Here is an 18,297-nt window from a genome sequence, read left to right on the forward strand (position 1 = left end):
GACGTTGGGTCCATCCCCGCGTGCGCGGGGAGCAGTAGAACAGCAGCGCGTACCCGATCTGCACGTTGGGTCCATCCCCGCGTGCGCGGGGAGCAGTAGAACAGCAGCGCGTACCCGATCTGCACGTTGGGTCCATCCCCGCGTGCGCGGGGAGCAGGGCCAACCATGATCATCAAGACAACTATCGACGGGTCCATCCCCGCGTGCGCGGGGAGCAGACCTACCCCGACGAAGACCCGAACTCGGTCACGGGTCCATCCCCGCGTGCGCGGGGAGCAGAGGACGGTTTCCTCGTCGGCCTCGGTGGCGTGGGGTCCATCCCCGCGTGCGCGGGGAGCAGGGCCAGGGAGGACCGAGTGTGAGCGGCGGATCGGGTCCATCCCCGCGTGCGCGGGGAGCAGGTTCATCCTCGTCTGATGACGGCGGCGGTCGCGGGTCCATCCCCGCGTGCGCGGGGAGCAGGAACGCCCTCCAGGGTCTGAGGAGCCTCGCGGGGGTCCATCCCCGCGTGCGCGGGGAGCAGAGATGACCAGCAAACTTACCAGTGGCAAGCAGCCGATTTTCCAACTTCTCGAAAAACCGACACTGAGGACATAACGCCCTTCAGGGGTTCTATGTCGCAAGCAAGCACGTTCTCCTCCGACAAACCGGGCCGGCCGCGCCGCGCGCAACCCTCCCGCCCCCGGCGGCGCGAAAGCCCAATGTACAGCCCCACCCTGGCCCCGCCAGCTCCAGCCAGCTCCCGCCGACTCCCACCACCCCTCTCCTCCTTTGAGCCGATACGCCCTGTCGGTGTGTGTCCCTAGGGTCGCCGCATGACGCAAGCGACACATGAGGCGGCCTCGCTCCGCACAGCCCTCCTGGCCGACGTCGAACGCGACGACCCCTCGGCGGCGTGCGAACGGGCCCTCGCCCACCCGGGTTTCCCGCACGCGGCGAAGGGCCTCTCCGACCTCCCCACCAAGGCCGTGAGGCTGCTGGCGCACCACTGCGTCGAGCTGTACAGGGAGGCGGCGACCCCTGAGCGGCGGGACGCCGTCCTCACGCTGCACACCGCGCTGCTGGGGTGCCGGCTGGACTTCCTGGAGGAGGACCACCTCGAGATCGAGGTCCTGGTCGCCGCCTCCTCCCGCGACATCGCCGACGCCTGCGAGACCGCCCTCGCCGCCGGGAACCCCCGCCGGACGGCGAAGCGCCTGCGGGGCCTCCACGAGTGGCAGCGGCACCGCCTGACGGACGCCCTGGCCGAGCTCCACGGGGCCGCGCGGACCCCGGAGCGGAGGAACCGCGTCCTCTGGCTGCACACGGCCTTCTCGCACTACCAGCTGAACCTGCTGAGGTTCGAGGACCTCGAACCCGTGGTCCGCGAGGTCCTGGGGCGCGACGGTTCCGGCGAGGTGGAGGCGGTGCTCGCCCCCGACTCGTTCCTCCGGGTGATGTCCGGTCTGCGGGCCCTTCCCCCGGAGGTGCGGGAGCGGCTCGCGGGTGAGGCCCGCTCGTCCCGCGAGAGGGCGCGGACCCCGGAGAGGACGGAGCTTGCCGTGTGGTTGGAGGCGGCGCTCCTCTTCCCCCCGCTCCCGGGCGGGCTCACGCTGTCCGAGGAGTTCGAGGCCATGTGGCGCGAGGTCCTCCCGGTCGACGCCGCGGCGGCGTGCGAGATGGTCCTGGCGGACAAGGAGTTCACCGGGGCGAGGTTGCTCCCGACCCTGCCCGAGGACCTCCGGGACCGCCTGGCCCAGGTCTGCGTCGAGCTGTACGGGGCGACGGACTCGTGGGCGCGGCAGGACAGGATCGCCAGGATGCACGCGATGCTCGCCCCGGGGCGCCCCGACGACCTCATGGCGCCCACGCGCCAGGAGGCGCTGTCGGCTGCGACGGCGGCGGCCTTCTGGGGGCAGGGCTGTGTCCACATGGTCTGGGTGGAACTGGTCTCCGGGCGCGACGTCCCGGTCAGCTTCGGCCAGACCCTGCGGCGCTACTGGGGCGAGGGCTACGGGTCCGACGTGCCCCTGGGCGAGGTCGTGCGCCTGCTCACCGCCCACCCGGTGGTCAACGCGGGCGACGAGTGGACGGACCACGCTCTCGCCGAGCTGGCGGACCTCCCGGACGCGTGGCGCGACCTGGTCGCGCACGCCGCGACGGCGAAGGCGAGCAGGCCGAGCGCGACCTGGGAGAGGAGGGGCCGGGCGCTGCTCGCGGAGGTCGACGCGGACGAGTTCCGGGAGCGGGTGCTGGGCTGGCTGGCCCTGGTGGGAGAACCGCGTTCGCTGCCGCTGGAGAACGACGTCCGGCACGACCGCTTCAACGACACCGCCGTCCGCGGCCTCGTACGGCTCCTGTCCTTCCTCCCCGGGCACGCGCACACCGCGAGCGGGTTGGGCGCGCTGCTGGAGAAGGCCCTGGTCAGGGTCCCCGGCCAGGGGCCGGACCGGCCGGCGCTCGCCAACGCGTGCGCGACGGCGCTGGGCCGGATCCGGGGAGAGGACTTCCACGCCGAACTGGTCAGGCTCGCCGCCGTGGTGGACCACCGGCCCACGCTCAAGCTGATCGGGGCCGGGCTGGACGCGCACACCGGCGCGGTGTAGGACCGGCCTCCACTCCGGGCCCTCCGGCCCCCGCCCCGGCCCGCCCGCGGGCCGGAGGGACCGGGACGCACGTCGTCCGGTGTGACGAATTTCCCGCCACGCCACGGGACTGTTGGGGCTGGAGATCCCGGGTACGGCAGTCTCGACGGGGAATCCGACATCCCCGGACGAAGGAGGTTTCATGGCGGACGAGCAGCTACCATCCCCCAAGGTCGCGGTGGGGGTCGACGGATCGCCGACCGGGCGGTCGGCGCTGGAGTGGGCGACGGCCGAGGCCGTGCGACGGGGCGTCCCCCTGTACGTGGTGCACGCGCTGTCCATGCCGCTGGTGGTGTCCGTCTACACCGGGCCGACGCGCTTCCCCGCATCGGAGGAGATCGCCGACCAGGGCCGGCGCATCCTGGCCGAGGCCGCCGAGCACGCGCGCTCCCTCCGGCCGGAGGTGGACGTGCAGACGATCCTCGCCCTGGAGGAGCCCCCGCTCGCCCTGCTGCACCGCACCGGCCCGCACGACCTGGTGGTCGTGGGCACGCGCGGGCTCGGACCGGTCCGCTCCGCCCTCGCCGGCTCCGCGGGCGTGCGCCTCGCCTCCCACGCCGAGTGCCCGGTGGTCGTCGTCCCCGCCCCGGAGGGCGAGACCCCGCCCCTGCGCGAACCCCAGCGGATCGTCGTGGGCGTGGACGGCTCGGAGGACTCACGGCGCGCGCTGGGCTTCGCCCTGCACGAGGCCGTGCGCGGCGGCGCGGCCTCGGTCGTGGTGGTGAACAGCTGGGAGGTCCCGATGCCGTTCGCCACCGAGTCGCTGGTCGCGGCCGGCTGGACCCCGCCGGACGACCTGCTGGACCGGCGCTCGGAGGAGCTCGTCGCGGGTGTGCTGGCCGAGGTCATGGACGAGAACACCGAGGACGTGGACATCACCGTCGTGCGCACCGAGCGCAACCCGGTGGACGCCCTGGTCGAGGCGGGGGCCGAGGCGGACCTGATCGTGGTCGGCTCGCGCGGCCGGGGCAGCATCCGGGGCCTGATCCTGGGGTCGGTGAGCCAGGGGGTGCTGCACAGCGCCACGGTGCCGGTCGTGGTGCTGCCCAAGGGCGTGGACGCGACGGAGTGAGCGCGGCGGGCCCGGCCCGCCGCCCTGTCCGGCAGCGCGTGGAGCCGGGCCCGAGGGGGCGGCCCCGTCCGGGGTGCGCGGCGGCGCCCCGGGCGGGGCCGCCCCTCCCCCGGTTCCGCTCCGGTCCGCCCCCGCCCCGGCTTCCTCCGCGACCGCCCGGTCGCACCCCGGCGCCCCCTCGGCCCCGTGGTGGCGCGTCACACGGCGCCCGCCCGTTGCCACATGGGCCCTGTGTCCTAGAATGTTCGCCGTGTCCGATACAGCCCGCTTCCTGCGCATGGTCCTCATCTCCATGTCGCTGACGAGCACCGATGACGGCCTCTGTCGCCGCCGGTGCCGCGACGGCGTGCGCTGACACGAGGCTCCGGGGGCCCTCCCCCGCCTCATCTCCGGCGCCCGCGCCCGGCACCGGCCCCCGTCCTTCCGGACGCAGTCATCCCTGTTCCACGGCCCCGGTCCGTCCCAGGACCGCCGCCGTTCCCCGCCACCGCATGGTTTGGACAGCACCCGCATGACCACTAACCCCACCTCACCGCCCGGAAATACCGACTCGGTGGGAAGCGTCGACGGCCCCGCCGCCGACGCCCCCGGGTCGGCCGCCGACACCGCCACGGCGACCGTCTCGCCCGCCCTCGCCCTGACCTGGCGACCCACCCTCTCCGCGCCTCCGCCCCGGCCCGCCGAGGCGGAGCCGGTCCGGTGGTGGCCGCTGGGCATCGCCCTGGCGGGCGCGCTCGCGCTGGCCGCCTACGTGTGGAACGCGCACGGGGCGCTGCCCGCCGTCCTGCTGGTCCTGGGCACCGGCCTCGGCTTCACCCTGTTCCACTCCCGGTTCGGCTTCACCTCCGCCTGGCGGCAGTTCCTCGCCGTGGGCAACGGCACGGGCCTGCGCGCGCACGCCGTGCTGCTGGGCACGACCGCGACCCTGTTCGCCCTGGTCATCGGCACCGGAACCGGACTGTTCGGCAGCGCCCCGGCGCCGTCGGCCGGCCCCATCGGCATCGCCCTGTTCCTGGGGGCGTTCCTGTTCGGGATCGGCATGCAGCTCGGCGGCGCCTGCGCCTCGGGCACCCTCTTCGCGGTCGGCTCCGGCCAGTCCGCGATCGTCATCACCCTGGTCGGGTTCATCGCGGGCTCGGTGATCTACAGCGCCGCGTGGCCGCTGGTCGCGGACCTGCCCGCGCTGCCGCCGTTCCTGCTCTCCGACCACGTCGGCTGGGGCGGCTCCTGGGCGATCACGATCGCCCTGCTGGCGGCGCTGGTCGTGGGCACCCGGGCGGTGCAGAACCGCCGCGTCCCGCCGCCCGTGGGCGCCCCGCCCTCGGCCCGGGGCGCGCTGCGCGTGGTGCGCGGCAGCTGGCCGCTGATCGCCGGTGCACTGGTCCTGGCCGTGCTCGGCACCGCCGTGCTGGTGGTCTCCGGCGGCCCCTGGGGCATCACCTCGGCGTTCAACCTGTGGGGGGCCAAGGCCCTGCAGCTGGTCGGCCTGCACCCGGAGACCTGGGCGTTCTGGAGTCAGCCGGCCCAGGCCGAGCAGCTGGCAGGCCCCGTGCTCCAGGACAAGAACAGCCTCACCAACATCGGGATCATCCTCGGCGCGGCGGTGGCCGCCGGCGCCGCCGGGACGTGGAAGCTGCACACCGGCCTGAGCTGGAACCTGGTCGCCGCCGGGCTGGCGGGCGGCGTCCTGATGGGCATCGGCGCCCGTCTGGCCGGGGGCTGCAACATCGGCGCCTACCTGGCCGGGATCGGCTCGGGGAGCCTGCACGGGTGGCTGTGGGCGGTCTTCGCGCTGGCCGGGACCTGGGCCGGGCTGCGCGCCCGCACCCTGTTCGGGCTGGGCGTGCCCAAGCCGGGTGACAGCGTCTGCTGATCCGCCCCCAGGAGCACCACGGCCCCGCCCGCGCGAACGCGGGCGGGGCCGTTCCCGTTCCACGGGAACGGTGTGCCGGGGCGGCCGCCACGTCCCCGGCGGGGGCGCGACGGGCGGGGCGGCCGTCGGCCGCCCCCGCCCCCTGCGTCAGCCCTTCAGCTGCTTCTCGATCCCCACCAGGCGCACGCAGACCGTCAGGCCGTGCATGGCCTGCTCCAGGTCCTCCTGGCCGGGGTAGCTGGGCGCGATGCGGATGACGGCGTCGTCCGGGTCGTCGCCGTAGGGGTGGGTGGCGCCGGCGGGGGTGAGCACGATGCCCGCCTCGGACGCCCGGCGGACGACCTCCTTGGCGCAGCCGTCCTGGACCCGCAGGGTGACGAAGTAGCCGCCCTTGGGCTCGGTCCACGTGGCCAGGCCGGTGCCGCCGAGCTCCGCCTCCAGGATCCGCTGCACGGCGTCGAACTTGGGGCGCAGCAGGTCGCGCTGGCGGTCCATGTGGGCGCGCACGCCCGCCTCGTCGCGCAGGAACTGCGCGTGGCGCAGCTGGTTGACCTTGTCGGGGCCGATGGAGCGCTTGCTGTTGTTGGCGAGCAGCCACTTGACGTTGGCGGGCGAGGAGCCGAAGAAGGCGACGCCGGAGCCGGCGAAGGTGATCTTCGAGCTGGACCCGAAGACGAACACCCGGTCGGGGTTGCCGCTGTCGGCGCACGCCGCGAGGACGTCGGCGATCTCGACGGGCTCGTCGGTGAGGTGGTGCGCCGCGTAGGCGTTGTCCCAGAAGATCCGGAAGTCGGGGGCGGCGGTCGGCATGGCCGCGAGGCGGGCCACGGTCTCGTCGCTGTAGCTGACGCCGTCCGGGTTGCTGTACTTGGGCACGCACCAGATGCCCTTGACCGCGGGGTCCGCGGCGGCCAGGCGCTCCACCTCGTCCATGTCCGGGCCCTCGGGGGTCATCGCGACCGGGATCATCTCGATGCCGAAGCGCTCGCACAGGGCGAAGTGGCGGTCGTAGCCGGGGACGGGGCACAGGAAGGCGATGCGCTCCTCGTCGGCCCAGCGGCGCTCGGAGCCCGGCAGGACGCCGAGGAGGGCGTGCACGATGCTGTCGTGCATCAGCTCGAGGCTGGAGTTGCCGAGGGCGAGCAGCTGTCCGACCGGCGTCTGGAGGACCCCGGCGAAGATCTCGCGCAGCTCGGGCAGCCCCTGGAGCCCGCCGTAGTTGCGCACGTCCGTGCCGTCGGCGGCGGTGTGCGTGTCGCCGGGGAGGCCGAGCAGGGCCTCGGAGAGGTCCAGCTGCTCGGGCGCGGGCTTGCCCCGGGTGAGGTCCAGCGAGAGGCCGCGGGCGGCCAGGTCCGCGTAGTCCTTCTGGGCCCGCTCGAACTGCCCTTCCAGGGCGTCGTGGCTCTGCTCGGTGGTCATGGTGGAATCCTCTCGCGGATACGTCGTGGGGCGCTGCCGAGGATACCGAGAAGGGAGGGGCCGCCGTTCACCGCCCGGGGCCCCTCCGCTGCCTCAGCGGCTGGTCGCGGGGCCGTCCGCCCCCAGCGGGCGCAGTCGCGGGGCCGCCTCGTCCCAGGCGCCAACGAGTTCCGCGGCGACCGCGACCATCTCCTCCTCGGCGATCCCCGGGCGGTAGACGGCGGAGCCGATGCCGAATCCGGTGGCGCCCGCCTCGACCCACGCGCCCAGGGAGGCGGCGCCGATCCCGCCGACGGGGACGAGTTCGAGGTCGGCGGGCAGCACCGCGCGCCAGGCCTTCATGCCGTCGATGCCTACCTGGGTGGAGGGGAAGAGCTTGACCGCGCGGGCGCCGGCGTGCACGGCGGTGAACGCCTCGGTGACCGTGGCCACGCCGGGGTAGGAGTCCATGCCCAGCTCGACGGTGGCGCGGACGACGTCGGCGTCGACGTTGGGCGACACCACGATCTGCCCGCCCGCGTCGTGCACGGAGCGCACCTGCGCGGTGGTGAGGACGGTCCCGGCGCCCACCCGGGCGTCGTCGGGCAGCTCCTCGCGCAGGACCTCGATGGCGCGCAGGGGGTCCGGGGAGTTCAGGGGCACCTCCAGGGTGCGCATCCCGGTCTCGTAGAGGGCGGAGCCCACGCGGGCGGCGTCCGCGGAGGGCAGGCCGCGCAGGATGGCGATGAGCCCGCTGGGGCGGCGTGTGTCGGTCATGGTTCTCTCCGTGGGTCGTCCGGCCGTCCGGTCCCGCCGGTGTTCCACCGGCTGCGCGGACGGGGCGTGGGTCGTCAGGGGGCTGCGGGTGCGCGGTCCGCGTCGTCGGGTCCGGCCGTGCCGGAGCCGTCGCCGAGCAGTCCCGCGCGCCGGGCGAGGTGGGCCAGGGCGCGGGGGGTGGTCCCCGTGGCGCCCCGGGCGGAGGCCACGCCCACCCGGGAGAGCGCGCGCCCGTAGCGGTCGCACAGGTCGTCGGTCCCCAGGAGGAGGACGTCGTCCGCGCCGGGCGTGTCCGCGCCGCCGCGGAGCTCGCCGCGGACCTCGCTGCCGATGACGAGGCCGGAGACGTAGTCGCCGACCTGGTCGGGCCGGAGCCGGCCGGTGACGACGAGGGAGCGGGCGGAGAAGAGGGTTCCGAGGAGCCCGGGGTCCCCGTCGGGGCCCATCGCCACGTCCAGGCCCCGCTCGTAGGCCTCCCACCGGTCGCCCTCCGCCGGCCGGGCGAGGCGGCCGAGGATGCTGTTCTCCATGAGCAGCGCGTAGACCTCGCCGCTCATGTGGGTGGTGAAGCCGGTGACGACGGAGCCGCGCAGCCGCACCCATTTGGCGTGGGTGCCGGGCAGGACGACGGTCCGCTCGCGTCCTCCGCCGGTCCGCGCGGTGGCGTCGCCCGCGCCGTCGGCGAGCAGCGCGCCGACCACCTGGGTCTCCTCGCCGCGCAGGAGGCCGGGCAGGGGTCCCGGGGCGGTGAGCCCGGGCAGGATGTGGACCGGCCCCAGGGAGGACTCGACCCTGGTCAGGGGCAGGGCGGTCGCCAACGGGTCGACCGGGAGCTCGACGTAGGGCGCCTGGGCCCAGCCCTGGTCGCTGCCGACCATGCCGCTCGCGACGACGGGCAGCGCCCGGGGGGCGGCCTCCGCCCAGTCCAGGCACAGGGAGCGCAACGCCCGGTCGAAGGCCTCTTCCCTGCTCTCGCCCGCCTCGCGCGCGCCGGCCGTGACGCGCATGACGCCGTCGTCCGTGGACCTGTGGTCGAGGACGGTTCCGTCCTCCGTCAGGAGGTAGGCGCGGCAGGAGCTGGTGCCCCAGTCCAGCGCCACGAGCCGGGCCGCCGAGTAGTCGTCCATCGCATCCGTTCCGTCGTGCCGTGGTCTGGCCTTATGCCGACAGGTAACGCGAGGCGTCCCACTTTGTCGAACACCGTCCCATATAGAGGGATGAGCATGGGCCCAGGTGGCCCTGAACGGGGGCGGGTCCCCCGCGTTCTCCGGATGCGGCGCACGGCTCCGCCGCCGGGGGCGTCCCGGGCCCGTCCGCAGGAGGCCCCTCCCGGGTACGCGCCTCCGGGCCGTCGGCGTCCGGGGCCTCCCGGCGGCGCGGCAGACCGACGGACGCGGCGGGGACGTAGGCGTGCCCGCCGCCCGGCCCGGTTCGCCGCCCCGGCCGGGTCAGCCCCGGGGGGCGAGGATGCGGTGGGCCTGGTAGCCCAGGGCCAGGGCGACGCGGTCGGCGGCCTCGATGACGGTCCCGGCGAGCTCCGCCTCGCGACGCTGCAGGTCGATCGCGCTGAGCGGCCCGGACACGGACAGGCCCGCGACGATCTCGCCGCTGGCGTCGCGGACGGGGGCGGCCACGCAGGCCCTGCCCAGGGCGAGCTCCTCGACCTCGGTGGCGTAGCCCCGTGCCCGGGAGCGCTCGATCTCCGCGTCCAGGGCCTCGTGGCCGGTGACGGTGGAGACGGTGTAGGCGTGGAGGTCGTCCCCGAGCAGGGCGCGGCGCTGTTCGGCGGTGCTCGACAGCAGCAGGCACTTGCCCAGGCCGGTGGCGTGCAGGGGGTTGCGGCTGCCCATGAGGACGTGGGCCTTGGGGGCCAGGGCCCCCTCGAAGTTGCACAGGTAGAACAGGGAGTCCCCGTCCCGGACCGCGACGTTGGCGCCGAGGCCGAGCTCCTGGGCCAGGCGCTGGGCCACGGGGCGGGCCTCGCGGTGCACGGGGTTGCCGTTGAGGAAGGCGGCGGCCAGCGACACGTGGTCCATGCCGAGGCGGAAGAACCCGCTGTCCTCGTCCTTGCCGATGAGGCGCGCGGACTCCAGGGTCGCCAGCAGCCGGGAGACGGTGGACTGTCCGATGCCGGTCAGCCGGGCGATGTCGGACACCCGCAGCTCGGGCTTTCCCTCCAGGAAGGCGCGGAGCACGCTGATCGCCCGCTCGACGGACTGGTTCCCACTCTGTTCGGCTGCCACCACGGTCCCATCGCATAAGTGATGCACTGTCCGCATCGTCATCTGCACTGTACGGGTACTCGGTTCGCCGTACCAAACACCCTGCTCACACCGCGCCCGGCGGCATCGGACGCCGACACCGTCCACGGGTGCGGGAGCGCCGGGGGAAGGCGCCCGCGCACGGCCGTCCGGCCGCCGGGGCCCGGCGGCCGGACGTTCCGGGACGCTCTCCCGCGCCCCGGCTCCTCAGGAGAACACCTGGAACTCCCGGACCCTGGCGACGTCGACCTCCGAGGCCGAGGGGTCGGTCACGACCAGCTGGACCCGGTCGACCTCGGCGGGAGCGAACTCCACGACGCGCAGCTCCTCGGTGTTGCCGCTCACCGAGGCCAGGGTGGTCCAGCCCCCGCCGGGGGTCCGGCCGCGCACCTCGAAGTCCCGCAGGACGGTGGAGGCGGGGTCGGGCGCGTAGCCGCTGGCCACGCGGACCGCCGACACGTCCGCCACCGCGCCCGGGTCCACGGTGAGGGTGGGCGCGGCGTCGCCCTCGGCGGAGATCCAGCGCGAGGCGTCCGAGCAGTCGCCGTCCACGGCCCGGTCCCCTCCGCTGTCGGCGTCGCGCCGGGAGCTCACCGACGTGGCGCCGCCCAGGGCGAGGTTCTCGCCCAGGTCGGGGTCCTCGGACAGGCCCGAGACCAGCTCCTCCCACGTGCCGCCCCCGGAGGGCGTGCCCCGGGACAGGCCCATGCGGAACACCGAACCCCGCGTCCCCTCCGCCAGGGGCGCGCTGACGTAGAGGGTGTCGGCGCCGTCGGCGCCGGTGAGGGCGCTCAGCCGCTGGAGGCCGGGGCGCTCGGGCCCGGCCCGGTCGAGCAGCCACGGCCCGCTCCCGGACCGCTCCGCCCGCACCACCTGGCTGAACGCCCCCGCGCAGCGGCGGTGCTCGGCCACGAGGTAGACGCGGGTGGTGCCGTCGGCGTGCGTGGTGTCGATCGCCGCGGAGGTGTGCACGCCGCCCGCGCCCGCCTCGGCCAGCACCTCCCTCTCCCAGGCGGTCCCGGTCCAGCGCGCGTACCGGGCGTCGTAGCCGGAGAAGCCGTCCCCGGTGTCACGGTCGCGGAAGCGGTAGGCGACGCCGGCCAGGGAACCCTCCGGGGTGAGCGCCAGTTTGGCGCTCTGGAGGGAGGGCGCCTGCGTGCCGATGTCCTCGCCCTCGGTGTAGGGCTGGTAGACGACCGCTCCCCCGGGGTCGGCCGCGGCGGGCAGCGCGACGGGGGCGCCCGCGACGTCCTTCGCGGTCCCGGTCGCGGGGTCGTAGACGAGGTAGGAGCCCAGGTGGCGGGCGGTGCTGGAGGGGAAGGGCCCCCACTCCCACAGCACGTGCACCCGTCCCCGGCCGTCCACCTCCAGGTCGTCGGGGTAGAACGCGTGGCCGGGGGCGGAGGCGACCGTGGTCTCGCGGGACCACTCCCCCGCCGCGTTGTCCCAGCGGTACAGGCGGCCGTGGCGCCTGTCGGCGGCGTCGGCCCTGACCAGCGCGTACACGTCGCCGCTCGCGTCGTCGCGGGCGGTCACCGGGTACGTGTAGGTCCCCCCGCCGTCGGGGAGGTCGGCGGCGGACTCCACGAGCGAGTCCACGTCGCCCGGGGCGGTGGAGCGGTAGTAGCGCCAGGCGTCGTTGTGCATGGACACGAAGGCGTGGACGCGGCCGTCGCCGTCCACCGTGATCGAGGGCTGGTTGTGCCCGATGTCGTCGGTGTAGGAGACGCAGTCGGCCCCGGCCCGGGCGCGCAGGCACCCGGAGGTCCACTCCCCCGAGGCGGTGCGCCGGGCGAGGTGGACCTCGTGGCGCCCGGCCTCGGAGGCGGGGGCGTTGAAGGCGAGGTAGTCGTGGCCGTCGACGGAGTCGATCGGCTTCCACCAGGCGGCCTGGTTGGAGGTGTCGACCGCGTAGGGCATCTCCTCGATGACCGCGGGGGCCTCGGGCGGCGCGTCGAGCGCGCTTGCGGGGGCCGAGGCCAGGCCCGCGGCGAGGGCGGCGGCGGCCAGGGCGGGCAGGGTGCGTCCGGTTCTTCTCACAGGGGGTGTCCAGTCCGTGGTTCGGGGGGCGGGCGGGGCGGGCTGCCCCGGGGACCGCGGCGGGGCCGCGGGTCAGGGGGCGGCGTCGGCCGGGACGCGCCGTCCGGCGGTCTCGCGGAGCCGGAGCACCGTGCCCAGGGAGATCGCGGCGACGAACATGATGTAGAAGGCCGGGCTGATGGGGGACCCCGTGGCCGCCACCAGCATTCCGGCGAGGTAGGGGGCCGTGCCGCCGAAGAGGGCGACGGCGATGTTGTAGGGGATCGCGATGGCGCCGTTGCGCGTGCGCGGGGGGAAGAGTTCGGCCATCGCAGCGCTGACCGCCCCGTCGAAGGCGGCGATGAGCACGCCGAGGAGGGCCATGGCCAGGAACGCGAGCGCGAAGCTGCCCTGGGACATGAGCCAGAAGGCGGGGTAGGACAGCAGCAGGAACCCGCCCGCGCCCGCGACGAGCAGCGGCTTGCGGCCCACCCTGTCGGACAGCGCCCCCATGAACGGCACCAGGACCGCGACCACCGCCAGGCACGCGGTGGTGACCTGGAAGGACTGCACCGAGCTGAAGCCCAAGGTCTGGGCGAGGTGGCTGGGCATGTAGGTCTGGAGCGTCCAGTGGGCGACGGCCTTGATGACGACCATGCCCGCGAGCAGCAGCATCGCGGTCCCGCCGGTGCGGAACGCCTCCCTGACGGGGGACTGCGCGATCTCGCCGAGCTTCTCCAGGCGGCGGAACTCCGGCGTGTCCTCCATGCGCACGCGCAGGTAGAGGCCGACCAGGCCGAGCGGGAGCGCGAGCAGGAAGGGGATGCGCCAGCCCCAGTCGCCCATGGCGGCGTCGCCCAGGACCGTGGTCAGCAGCAGTGCCAGTCCGGAGCCCGCGACGAAGGCCAGGAACCCGAAGGTGTCGATCCAGCTGGTGAGGAAGCCGCGCCGGCCGCGGGGGGCGTACTCGAACAGCAGGGTCGTGGCGCTGGCGGACTCGCCCCCGGCGGCGAAGCCCTGGACGAGCCGGGCGAGGACGAGCAGCAGCGGGGCGAGGGCGCCGACCGTGGCGTAGGTCGGCAGGACGCCGATGAGGAAGGTCGCCCCCGAGGTGATGAGGACGATCAGGGCGAGGACCTTCTGCCGTCCGATCCGGTCGCCCAGCGGTCCCCAGAAGAGGCCGCCGAGGGGGCGGACCACGAAGGAGACGGCGAACAGCGCGAACGTGGAGAGCAGCGCCGCGGTGGGGTCCCCGGGGGCGAAGAAGTTGGCCGCGATGCTGGTGGCGAGGGTTCCGTAGATCCCCATCTCGAACCACTCCACGAAGTGGCCGATGCCCGTGGCGAGCAGGACCTTCCTCGTCTCCCTCCGGGTGGGAGGGGCGACGTCCGCGGCGCGCACGTCGGATGTTCCTTCGGTCATGTCTACCTCGTCGTCCGTGTCGTCGGCCGGGGGTCCGGCCACGTGGCGGAAGTCCGGCGCCACCGCTGTCGCGGGAGCGCGTTGCACCCTGTGTCTTATCCACCACGTCATTGCATGAGCCATGCAGTGTGTGCAACAGTGATTTAACTCAGTCGACATGTCAAGGGTCACATGGGAAGTTCGATGCGCATTCGTAACGTAGAGACATTCGTCGTCAAGGTGCGGGGCCCAGCCGCCTACCTCGGCTCCCTCGCCGACGGCTCGGCGCTCACCGAGGAGCAGGGCTACCGGGTCCGCGAACCGTGGCTCAGCCTCTACTCCGCCCTCTTCGAGACCCTCCTGGTCCGCGTCGAGGCCGAGGACGGCACCGCCGGGTGGGGCGAGGCACTGGCCCCCGTCGGCCCCGAGATCCCCGCGCAGGTGGTCGACGGGCTGCTCGCCCCGCAGCTCGTCGGCGCCGACGCCACCGCGCCGCGCCCCGCCTGGGCGCGGCTGCGCTCGCTCATGCGCGAGCGGGGCCACCTGGTCGGCCACCAGGCCGACGCGCTCGCCGCCGTCGACATCGCCCTGTGGGACCTGGCCGGGAGGATCAGCGGACTCGGCGTGGCGGCCCTCCTCGGCGGCGCGCACCGCACACGCGTGCCCACCTACGTGTCCGGGCTCCCGAGCCCGGACGACGCCGGACGGGCCGACCTCGCCCGCCGGTGGCAGGAGCGGGGGGCCCGCACGGTCAAGCTCCACCTGGGCAACGGGGTGGACGCCGACCTGGCCACCGTCGACGCGGTGTCCGCGGCGGCGCCCGGCCTGGCCCTCGCCGTGGACGCGCACTGGCGCTACACGCCCTCCCAGGCCGCCCGGCTGGGGCGGGAGCTGGCCGACCGCGGGGCGGTGTTCCTGGAGGCCCCGCTCGCGCCGGAGGACGTCGAGGGCCACCGCCGCCTCGCCGACCGGATCGAACTGCCCGTCGCCGTCGGGGAGACGCTGCGCAACCGCTACGAGTTCGCGCAGTGGCTGGCGGCGGGGGCCCTCGGCCTGGCCCAGCCCGACGTCGGCCGCACCGGCGTGACCGAGGCCGCCTCGATCGCCGAGGTGTGCTCGGCCCACCACGTGCCCGTCGCCCCGCACCACTCCGTCGGCCTGGGCCCCGCGCTCGCCGCCGGGGTGCACGTGAGCGCGGCGACCGAGGACTCCCCCTTCTTCGAGTACCAGCCGACCACCGTCGAGACCGCCGCCGAGCTGGGCTTCCACTTCGACGCGCACCCCGACGGCATCGGGCTCAGCTCCGGCCCCGGACTCGGCCTGGAGGTCGACGAGGAGCGCGTCCGCTCCGCCGCCGTCCGCCACCGCTCCACGAGGTGACCCCGCTCCGGCCCCGAAGCGGCCGCGCCCGGCACCGCCCCCCGGGGGACGGACGGAGCGCACCGTCCGGTGCCGGGGGCGCAGCGCCCGCCCGCACCTGCCGGGCCGCCCGGCGCGGCGGCGTTCCGCCGCCCGCAGACCACGACCGAAGAACCACCCACCCACCGGAAAAGAGGCGACCATGACCGCTCTCGGCGGACTCGTCCCCATCCTCGCCACCCCCTTCCACCCGGACGGAACCCTCGACGACGAGGGGCTGCGCCGGCTCGTCCGCTTCCAGTTGGCGTGCGGCGTCGACGGCCTCGCCGTGTTCGGCATGGCGAGCGAGGGCTTCGCCCTCACCGCCGACGAGCGGTCCCGGATCCTCGACGCGGTCGCCGAGGAGGCCTCGGGAGCGGTGCCGGTCGTCGCGGGGGTCAACGGGACCTCCGTCGAGACGGCCGTCGAGCAGGCGCGGGCCGCGGAGGCGGGCGGGGCGGACTCGCTGATGGTGCTGCCCCCGTACCTGGTCAAGCCCTCGGCCCGCCAAGTGGTGGAGTTCTACACCCGGGTGTGCGCCGCGACGGCGCTGGACGTGATGGTCCAGGACGCGCCCGGGGCGACGGGGGTGTCCATGGCTCCGGCCGTGATCGCCGAGATCGCCGCGCTGGACCGGGTCACGTCGGTCAAGGTCGAGTCGCCGCCCACCCCGGCCTCGACCGCCGCCGTGCGCGCCGCCCTGGACGCGCGGGGCGCCGACGCGGCCGTGCTGGGCGGCCAGAACGCCTTCTTCCTGCTGGAGGAGTACGGGGCCGGCGCCGTGGGCACCATGCCCGCCTGCGAGGTGAGCGACCTGCTGGGCGGCGTCCTCTCCCTGTGGGAGGGCGGGGACCGCCGCGCCGCGAGGCGCGCCTACGACCGGCTGCTGCCGCTGCTGCGCTTCGGCATGCAGGGCGGCGTCGCCTGGGCCGTGCACAAGGAGGTGCTGGTGGCCCGCGGCGTCATCGGCTCCGCCGCCGTGCGCCTGCCCGCCGCCCCGCTCGACCCGCGCACCGCCGCCGGGCTCGCCGCGATCCTGCACGACCTCGGCCTGCCCGACCACGACACCGTCGTGGCGGCGGCCCGGGGCGCGAACCCGTCGCCGCGCGCGGCGGGGGCGGAGGGAGCCGGTCCCGGTCGCGGGCCGGACGGCTCCGGGGCGCAGGCCGCGGGAGCCCCGAAGGCCGCGTCCGCCCCGGTGGGCGGGAGCGCTGCGGCGGCGGGCGGTGCGGGCCGATGAGCAGGCGCGTCCTCGTCGTCGGGGCCTCCTCCGACATCGGCCGGGCCGTCTCCCGGGCCTTCGCCTCCCGGGGCGACCGGGTCGCGGGCGTCTCTCTGGAGGAGTTCGACGACCCCTCGCTCGTCCTCGCCCTGGCCGCCGACTGCGCGGACCCGGCGGGCGCGGCGTCGGCGGTCGCCGGGGCGGCCGAGGCCCTGGGCGGGCTGGACGTCCTGGTCCCGGCGGCCGCGGCCATGCCCGTGGCCCCCGCCGAGCACACCAGCGACGAGCAGTGGCGCACGGCCGTGGACACCACCCTGGGCTCGGCGTTCTACACCTGCCGGGCGGCGCTCCCGCTGCTCGGCGAGGGGTCGGCGATCACGGCCGTCGGCTCGGTGAACGGCACGCTCGCGGCGCCCGGCCTGCCCGGCTACGCGGCGGCCAAGGCCGGCGTCGAGGGGCTCGTGCGCCAGCTCGCGCTGGAGTACGGGCCGCGGGGGGTGCGGGTGAACGCGGTCGCGCCGGGGCTCATCGGGGGCAGGGGGCTGGCCGCCGCCTCCGAGGGCTACCCGCTCGGCCGCACCGGCACGCCCGAGGAGGTCGCGCACGCGGTCGTGTTCCTGTCGGCCCCGGAGGCCTCCTTCGTCACCGGCGTGGTCCTGCCGGTGGACGGCGGGCTCTCCATCGCCTCCCCGGCCGCGTTCCTGCGCCCCGACCTGCGCGCCCGGTTCCTCCCCGGCACCGGGGACTGACCCCGGGCCGCCCACGGACCCCCGCCCGTCGGACGGCGGGCGGGGCCGCCGCAGGGGCGTCGGGACCGGCCCGGCCTGGCCGGGGCCGCCCGGGTTCTCCCCCGCCGACCCGGCCTGAAGGAGTCCCCGCCACCGGGCCCCGGCGGGCCGCCCGCCGGGGCCGGGGCCCCTTCTAGGGGCCCCTTCTAGAAGGGGCGGTCCCCCACGATGGCGACGCGCTCGGCGATCCGGGGGTGGGGGTGGTAGTCGTTCACCGCGTAGTGCTGGGTGGCGCGGTTGTCCCAGAAGGCGACCGAGTCCCGCTCCCACCGGAAGCGCACCTGGAACTCCGGCGCGTGCGCCTGCTGGAACAGGAAGCGCAGGATCTCGTCGCTCTCGGCCCGCTCCATCCCGACGATGCGGGTCGTGAAGGAGACGTTGACGAACAGCGTCCTGCGCCCGGTCTCGGGGTGCGTGCGCACGACGGGGTGCTCGACCGGCGGGAACCGGTCCTGCCACTCCAGGAGCCTGCGCTCGTCCAGGAACCGTGAGAACCCGGGGATGACGTCGTGGACGGCGGTGCGGCCCTCGATGCGCTCCTTGACGGTGTCGGGCAGGTTGTCGTAGGCGGCGGCCATGTCGGCCCACAGGGTGTCGCCGCCCACGGGCGGGACCTCCACCAGGCGCAGGATCGCGCCCATGGCGGGCCGCTCCCTCCAGGTCACGTCGGTGTGCCAGACGTTCTCGTAGCTGGGAGGCGTCCCGCCCTTGGCGAACCGGGCGACGTGGGCGTCGTCCCCCTGGTCGATGAACGGGTTGGTCTCCAGTTCCCCCCACATCCGGGCGACGGCCTTCTGGCGCGCGGAGTCGATGGGCTGGTCGCGGAAGAAGACGACCTTGTACTCCAGGAGCGCGCGGTGGATCTCGGTGCGCAGCTCCTCGCCGATCTCCTCCCGCAGGTCCACGCCGTGGATCTCGGCGCCGATGAGGGCGCCGAGGGGTCGGACCTCGAACAGGCGGTAGGGCTGGGCGGACGCGCCCTCGGGGAGCCGGCGCAGTGTGCGCGGGCCCTCGACGAGCGCCGTGTCGACCGCGGCGCTGTCGCGCAGCCCCGCCGTGGTCTCGATCATCGCAGTCATGTTCCATACCTTTCCGATGGGAAAACAGGATAAACGGGAGGCGCCCACCGGGACCCGCGGCTCGCCGGGCGGCGGCCGGGGGACGGAGGCCCTGTTCACGGGCGGGGGCGGTCTGCGCGGAGGGAGTGAGACACGAGTCCCCGGACACCGGACCGGACGCCGCACCGGGCACGGGGAGCGGACGGGACAGGACGCGGAGGCGCGGACCCGGGACCGGGCCCGGCGGTCACCGGCGGAACGCCGGCACGGGGGCCGCCCGCGGGTCAGGCGCGGGGAGGGGAGCCCAGTCGGCAGCCCGCGTGCGGCTTCGAGCTGGAAGGAGGCCGTGAGCACCCGGACCAGCGGCAGGGTGTGCTCGTCGATACCCAGCCGTCGCAGGTCCGCG

At 75.1% G+C, this 18,297-nt stretch carries 13 protein-coding genes and 1 CRISPR repeat array; of the genes, 6 read left to right on the forward strand and 7 right to left on the reverse strand.

From position 1 onward, the window contains the following. Positions 1-6: 6 nt before the first annotated feature. Positions 7-523: a CRISPR direct-repeat array (repeat unit 29 nt; unit sequence GGGTCCATCCCCGCGTGCGCGGGGAGCAG). Between the two features lie 292 nt (positions 524-815). From ABZ234_RS30645 to ABZ234_RS30655, 3 genes are all read left to right on the forward strand, one after another. Then, entirely contained in the window at positions 816-2,585 is a 1,770-nt protein-coding gene (locus ABZ234_RS30645; RefSeq protein ID WP_355014329.1) for a hypothetical protein, read from the forward strand. Positions 2,586-2,766: 181 nt separating this feature from the next. Continuing rightward, a complete protein-coding gene (locus tag ABZ234_RS30650) occupies positions 2,767-3,696 on the forward strand; it encodes a universal stress protein (RefSeq protein WP_355014330.1) in 930 nt (309 codons plus the stop codon). 511 nt (positions 3,697-4,207) lie between these two features. Next, positions 4,208-5,569: a YeeE/YedE family protein gene (locus ABZ234_RS30655; protein WP_355014331.1), complete on the forward strand. Its 1,362-nt coding sequence runs from the start codon at positions 4,208-4,210 to the stop codon at positions 5,567-5,569. 147 nt (positions 5,570-5,716) lie between these two features. Here ABZ234_RS30655 and ABZ234_RS30660 read toward each other — a convergent pair whose 3' ends face one another. The 6 genes from ABZ234_RS30660 to ABZ234_RS30685 all read right to left on the reverse strand — a co-directional run bounded on the left by ABZ234_RS30660 (position 5,717) and on the right by ABZ234_RS30685 (position 13,446). Next, positions 5,717-6,988 (reverse strand): aminotransferase class I/II-fold pyridoxal phosphate-dependent enzyme, encoded by a 1,272-nt coding sequence (locus ABZ234_RS30660; protein WP_355014332.1) that lies wholly within the window; start codon positions 6,986-6,988, stop codon positions 5,717-5,719. A gap of 93 nt (positions 6,989-7,081) precedes the next feature. Continuing rightward, a complete protein-coding gene (locus ABZ234_RS30665) occupies positions 7,082-7,744 on the reverse strand; it encodes a 2-dehydro-3-deoxy-6-phosphogalactonate aldolase (RefSeq protein ID WP_355014333.1) in 663 nt (220 codons plus the stop codon). A gap of 74 nt (positions 7,745-7,818) precedes the next feature. Then, entirely contained in the window at positions 7,819-8,871 is a 1,053-nt protein-coding gene (locus ABZ234_RS30670; protein ID WP_355014334.1) for a 2-dehydro-3-deoxygalactonokinase, read from the reverse strand. 321 nt (positions 8,872-9,192) lie between these two features. Further along, positions 9,193-9,987 (reverse strand): IclR family transcriptional regulator, encoded by a 795-nt coding sequence (locus ABZ234_RS30675; protein ID WP_355014335.1) that lies wholly within the window; start codon positions 9,985-9,987, stop codon positions 9,193-9,195. Positions 9,988-10,212: 225 nt separating this feature from the next. After that, the gene (locus ABZ234_RS30680) at positions 10,213-12,045 is read right to left on the reverse strand and encodes a BNR-4 repeat-containing protein (protein ID WP_355014336.1); all 1,833 of its coding nucleotides are present in this window, start codon (positions 12,043-12,045) and stop codon (positions 10,213-10,215) included. Between the two features lie 72 nt (positions 12,046-12,117). Continuing rightward, the gene (locus tag ABZ234_RS30685; RefSeq protein WP_355014337.1) at positions 12,118-13,446 is read right to left on the reverse strand and encodes an MFS transporter; all 1,329 of its coding nucleotides are present in this window, start codon (positions 13,444-13,446) and stop codon (positions 12,118-12,120) included. Positions 13,447-13,629: 183 nt separating this feature from the next. On the opposite strand from ABZ234_RS30685, the gene ABZ234_RS30690 reads away from it, so the two are divergent. The 3 genes from ABZ234_RS30690 to ABZ234_RS30700 all read left to right on the forward strand — a co-directional run bounded on the left by ABZ234_RS30690 (position 13,630) and on the right by ABZ234_RS30700 (position 16,794). After that, on the forward strand, positions 13,630-14,805 hold the full coding sequence (locus tag ABZ234_RS30690) for a mandelate racemase/muconate lactonizing enzyme family protein (protein ID WP_355014338.1): 1,176 nt from the start codon (positions 13,630-13,632) through the stop codon (positions 14,803-14,805). 181 nt (positions 14,806-14,986) lie between these two features. Next, the gene (locus tag ABZ234_RS30695) at positions 14,987-16,063 is read left to right on the forward strand and encodes a dihydrodipicolinate synthase family protein (protein WP_355014339.1); all 1,077 of its coding nucleotides are present in this window, start codon (positions 14,987-14,989) and stop codon (positions 16,061-16,063) included. After that, positions 16,060-16,794 carry an SDR family oxidoreductase gene (locus tag ABZ234_RS30700; RefSeq protein WP_355014340.1) on the forward strand — a complete coding sequence of 245 codons (735 nt, stop codon included), beginning with the start codon at positions 16,060-16,062 and terminating at the stop codon, positions 16,792-16,794. Before ABZ234_RS30695 ends, ABZ234_RS30700 begins: the two co-directional genes overlap by 4 nt. A gap of 185 nt (positions 16,795-16,979) precedes the next feature. Here the strand turns inward: ABZ234_RS30700 and ABZ234_RS30705 are convergent, their stop codons facing one another. After that, positions 16,980-17,912: a TauD/TfdA family dioxygenase gene (locus ABZ234_RS30705; RefSeq protein ID WP_355014341.1), complete on the reverse strand. Its 933-nt coding sequence runs from the start codon at positions 17,910-17,912 to the stop codon at positions 16,980-16,982. Between the last annotated feature and the right edge of the window lie 385 nt (positions 17,913-18,297).

Source organism: Nocardiopsis sp. NPDC006198, from assembly GCF_040613895.1.
Taxonomy (GTDB): Bacteria; Actinomycetota; Actinomycetes; order Streptosporangiales; family Streptosporangiaceae; genus Nocardiopsis; species Nocardiopsis tropica.

What these genes read in the sequence shown, in the direction of transcription:
- ABZ234_RS30660 (WP_355014332.1), bottom strand. Translation starts at nt 6,988, where the DNA reads ATGACCACCGAGCAGAGCCACGACGCCCTGGAAGGGCAGTTCGAGCGG.
- ABZ234_RS30700 (WP_355014340.1), top strand. Translation starts at nt 16,060, where the DNA reads ATGAGCAGGCGCGTCCTCGTCGTCGGGGCCTCCTCCGACATCGGCCGG.
- ABZ234_RS30705 (WP_355014341.1), bottom strand. Translation starts at nt 17,912, where the DNA reads ATGACTGCGATGATCGAGACCACGGCGGGGCTGCGCGACAGCGCCGCG.
- ABZ234_RS30655 (WP_355014331.1), top strand. Translation starts at nt 4,208, where the DNA reads ATGACCACTAACCCCACCTCACCGCCCGGAAATACCGACTCGGTGGGA.
- ABZ234_RS30670 (WP_355014334.1), bottom strand. Translation starts at nt 8,871, where the DNA reads ATGGACGACTACTCGGCGGCCCGGCTCGTGGCGCTGGACTGGGGCACC.
- ABZ234_RS30665 (WP_355014333.1), bottom strand. Translation starts at nt 7,744, where the DNA reads ATGACCGACACACGCCGCCCCAGCGGGCTCATCGCCATCCTGCGCGGC.
- ABZ234_RS30690 (WP_355014338.1), top strand. Translation starts at nt 13,630, where the DNA reads ATGCGCATTCGTAACGTAGAGACATTCGTCGTCAAGGTGCGGGGCCCA.
- ABZ234_RS30695 (WP_355014339.1), top strand. Translation starts at nt 14,987, where the DNA reads ATGACCGCTCTCGGCGGACTCGTCCCCATCCTCGCCACCCCCTTCCAC.
- ABZ234_RS30685 (WP_355014337.1), bottom strand. Translation starts at nt 13,446, where the DNA reads ATGACCGAAGGAACATCCGACGTGCGCGCCGCGGACGTCGCCCCTCCC.
- ABZ234_RS30645 (WP_355014329.1), top strand. Translation starts at nt 816, where the DNA reads ATGACGCAAGCGACACATGAGGCGGCCTCGCTCCGCACAGCCCTCCTG.
- ABZ234_RS30650 (WP_355014330.1), top strand. Translation starts at nt 2,767, where the DNA reads ATGGCGGACGAGCAGCTACCATCCCCCAAGGTCGCGGTGGGGGTCGAC.